The 3,618-nt window shown below is 58.5% G+C and carries 4 protein-coding genes; 3 read left to right on the top strand and 1 reads right to left on the bottom strand.

The features are described from left to right. Positions 1-256 precede the first annotated feature (256 nt). Positions 257-1,243, bottom strand: a complete 987-nt coding sequence (locus PKC81_RS14525) for a LysR family transcriptional regulator (protein ID WP_244387150.1) — start codon at positions 1,241-1,243, stop codon at positions 257-259. 92 nt (positions 1,244-1,335) lie between these two features. Between PKC81_RS14525 and PKC81_RS14520 the strand changes: the two genes are divergently transcribed. The 3 genes from PKC81_RS14520 to PKC81_RS14510 form a co-directional block, all read left to right on the top strand. Further along, a complete protein-coding gene (locus tag PKC81_RS14520) occupies positions 1,336-2,211 on the top strand; it encodes an alpha/beta hydrolase (RefSeq protein WP_244387151.1) in 876 nt (291 codons plus the stop codon). Further along, the gene (locus tag PKC81_RS14515) at positions 2,208-2,795 is read left to right on the top strand and encodes a VOC family protein (RefSeq protein ID WP_244387152.1); all 588 of its coding nucleotides are present in this window, start codon (positions 2,208-2,210) and stop codon (positions 2,793-2,795) included. Before PKC81_RS14520 ends, PKC81_RS14515 begins: the two co-directional genes overlap by 4 nt. A gap of 8 nt (positions 2,796-2,803) precedes the next feature. Next, positions 2,804-3,618 (top strand): tripartite tricarboxylate transporter substrate-binding protein (locus PKC81_RS14510; protein WP_324337305.1); only part of this gene is annotated, 815 nt, incomplete at its 3' end.

Below are 3,618 nucleotides of genomic sequence, written 5' to 3'. Positions count from 1 at the left end.
CTCAGCTTCGTCCTGGTTGCTGACGGTCTTCGTGGTTTGTGTTAACACGCCCTAGCTCCACAAAGCCTATCATCCCGTGGTGAACGAAATTTGGCAAAGTGGAAACAAAAGTTACCCGAGCAACTGGATTGAATTTCAGGACTGGTTTGCCACCGAAGATTCGGCCGATGCTCGCCGGCCCGAAGACGTCACCGTCCCGCTCTGATTCAGCGCCTAAATTCAGACCGGATACAGCACAAGAACGCGGAGATCGTTCTTATGGAGCCGGCAAATCCGCTTCGAAAGATTTGAAGAGTGCCACCAAGGTTTGCCTTAGCCACTGGTTGGCAGGGTCCATATGTACTCGCGCGTGCCAAAACAACAAGATTTCATAAGGATCGAGTTCCACTGGCAACGGCATCACGCGCAATGGAATCATTTTCGCAAACCGGTCAGCCACCCGGCTCGGCATGGTGACGACCAGATCTGATCCCGGGACGACGAAGGGCAGCGCCAGGAACTCGGGAACGACCAGACCAATCTGGCGAACCACATTGTGACGCGCCAGTTGCTGGTCGACCATCCAGTGCGCCATGCCGCTGGAGTCGGCGATGGCGTGCGGTGACTGCTTGTACGCCTCGAAGCTCATTCCTTGGGCAAATAGCTCATTGTCCAGCGATGCGACACATACATAACGCTCGTGGAACAGCAAGCGCTGGTGAAAGCCGGTAGTCATTGTTGTGATGTGACCCACCGCCATATCGACCTGACCCACCTCCAAGGCACTCCCTTGGTTCTTCTCAGGAAGGCGGCTGACATGAATGCGTACCCCGGGTGCCTGCTCGCGCAAGTAAGCCAGCAATTGTGGGAGCATCGTCAACTGTCCAGCCTCGCTCATGTACAGAGAGAAGATGCGGCTGGCATCGGCGGGAACAAAACTGCGGCCGCCCCGAAGTCCTTCACGTAGCAGCAGCAACGCATTGTGCACAGCTGCACATAACTGTTCGCCGTACGGCGTCGGCTGCATGCGCTGTGAGGTGCGTACAAATAGAGGGTCGCCAGTCTCTTTACGCAATCGCGCCAGGGAATGGCTGGCTGCCGATTGCGACAAGCCGACTACTTCCGCGGCGGACGACAGGTTGCCAGTCTCAGCTATCGCTTCGACAAGACGCAACTGAGTCAATTCCAGGTTCTCCATATGCACCCGATGCATTTTACCTATGACTTTCATGATGTCGACAACAGGAAAGCCCAAAACTACCATTGAGCTCAATCAAAAAGCATCGACAAAAGAAGCATCTCGCGATTTTCATGAACTGAATGCATCAACCCGCGGCAACAGGAAATAAATGTCACATGATTGAGTCCCACACCATTTACACATGTCCCTCCGGCGACGTCACCTTGGCTTATCGCCTTTTCGGTCGGCGAGACCCCGACGCCCTGGCGACTAGGACCCCGGTGCTGTTCATTCACGGTCTGTCGTATTTTTCTTACGACTGGGTTAACTTCGGTACGCGACTGTGCACCGACCGCCTGGGCTGCGCCATGGACATGCGTGGTTTCGGGGACTCGACGTACAGCCCAGCGGGCGATTACTCTGTGACCACCATGGCAGACGATATCGCTCACCTGCTCGATCATTTGCGGTGGGACAAGGTGATCCTGGTCGCGCATTCGATGGGCGGGCGCAGCGCCACCTGCTTCGCAGCGGCCAATCCCGCAAGAGTCGCCGGCTTGGTACTGGTCGACTGGTCGCCCGAGAACGCGCCCGCCGGATCGAAGCGCGTTGCCAACACTGTCGCGGCCACACCCGACACCTTTGCTACCGTGGCCGATGCGATGCGCTATTTTGGAACCGACCCGGACTCACCGGATGGCGCCGACAAGCGGGCTCGCTTCGAGGCCTACACCAGGCCGGTCGCTGGTGGGTTCGCCATTAAGCGCGATCCTTTTTTCCGCGACCAGTTCAGGCGTCAGCTCGAAACCGGTGAGGCGCCCAAGCGCGGAGTGGACCTTTGGCAGCTACTGAGCGATGTCGTTGTCCCTACTCTCGTGCTGCGCGGGACGCGATCGGACCTCTTCGCGGCCGAAACATTGCCCAAAGTACTGCAAAAAAATCCACGTATCCAGGCGCAAGAGATCGAAGCCGGACACCACGTTGCCGGCGACAACCCCGAGGCGGCAATAGCCACCATTCGCCCTTTTATCAACTCACTGGAACAAGCATGACCCTCATTAGCCAACGCTCTGCCACACCGATGCGCGGCATCGATCACCTCGCCTTCGTCACCGACGACCTCCCTGCAACAATGGACTTCTATACCCGCGTGCTGCAAATGCAGCTCGTGCACGTGCGCCGCGTGCCCTTCGAGCGGGACCGTGGTCAGCCGCCCCATGACAACCTGCGCCACTACTTCTTCGACATGGGTCATGATCAGCTCCTTGCCTTTTTCGAGTATCCAAAGGGCTTGCAGCGGCAGAACCGGGACTTGCCCGGCGGCATGCAGCACATCGCTTTCTACGTTCCTCCGGAGAAGTTCGAAGCGCTGCTGGCGAACGTAAAGCAGCAGGGCGTCGACCTGATTGGCCCCATCGCGCTTGGCGGCCGCTTCTGGTCCGCGTACTTTTATGACCCGAATGGCATTCGCCTCGAGCTCGCCACCAACCGCCTGCCAAATCCGGGCGGGATCGTGGAGTCGGTGCTCCAGAGCGAGGCGGAGGCGCGCGAAGAACTGTCCACGCTGTTCAACGATCCTGCAACAGTCCAGTCCTGGCTCGACCGCATGCCGCTGAAGGCCGTCCAGACGCAATAAACCCGCCAATGACACTGTATTCCAAGAAAAAACCAAGGAGACTGAACATGCACCCACAAATATCAATTACTCGCCGCCAATTGTTGGCGGGATGCACGGTCCTCGCTGCGCAGATGGGGTCAGACGCCTTGTGGGCCCAGGAAGTCGTCAAAGTGCTCGTCGGATTCCCTGCGGGCGGCGCGATCGATGCCACGGCCAGAGTCTATTCAAATGCGACTAGCAGCTTAGGAACAATGATCGTCGAGAATCGCGCGGGCGCGGCGGGAAACATCGCGGCGGGCACATTGGCGCAATCCCGTCCCGATGGCAACACGCTGATGCTTGCCCCAGTCAACGTCTATTGCATTTCGCAAGCGCTCTATCGAAGCCTGGCTTTCAATACCGCGCGCGACTTTGCACCGGTGGGAATCGTTGCCAAATTTCCTTGGGCTCTGGCAGTCCATCCGAGCATACCGGTCCAGAATGTGGCGGAACTGGTAGCTTGGATAAAGGCGAACCCCGAGAAAGCGATGTGCGGTATGGCGGCGATCGGGAGCGAGGGGCACCTGATGGCCTACGCCTTCAGCAAGGCTGCCGACGTCAACCTGACCTTCGCTCCTTACCGGGGTGGGGCGCCCATGACCCAAGACCTGATGGGGGGCCAAATTCCGATGGCATTCGATGCCATCCCAAACCTCGCGCAACCGCACAAGGCCGGCAAGGTCAAAATGCTCGCCATCACCAGTGCGACCCGCTCTGAGCTGCTGCCCGAAGTGCCAACATTCAGCGAAGCCGGTTACCCAGTGGCCACCGGCGAGACCTGGATCGGGGCTTCCGTCCGGAG

It is taken from the genome of Sphingorhabdus sp. (assembly GCF_035329025.1).
In the GTDB taxonomy this organism is placed as follows: Bacteria; Pseudomonadota; Alphaproteobacteria; order Sphingomonadales; family Sphingomonadaceae; genus Sphingorhabdus_B.
The sequence above is the reverse complement of the archived record's forward strand: the minus strand, read 5'-3'. Positions and strand labels throughout refer to the sequence as shown.

Bases quoted from the DNA above. Each gene is read 5' to 3' on its own strand.
- PKC81_RS14525 (WP_244387150.1), bottom strand. From the start codon at position 1,243: ATGGTAGTTTTGGGCTTTCCTGTTGTCGACATCATGAAAGTCATAGGT.
- PKC81_RS14520 (WP_244387151.1), top strand. From the start codon at position 1,336: ATGATTGAGTCCCACACCATTTACACATGTCCCTCCGGCGACGTCACC.
- PKC81_RS14515 (WP_244387152.1), top strand. From the start codon at position 2,208: ATGACCCTCATTAGCCAACGCTCTGCCACACCGATGCGCGGCATCGAT.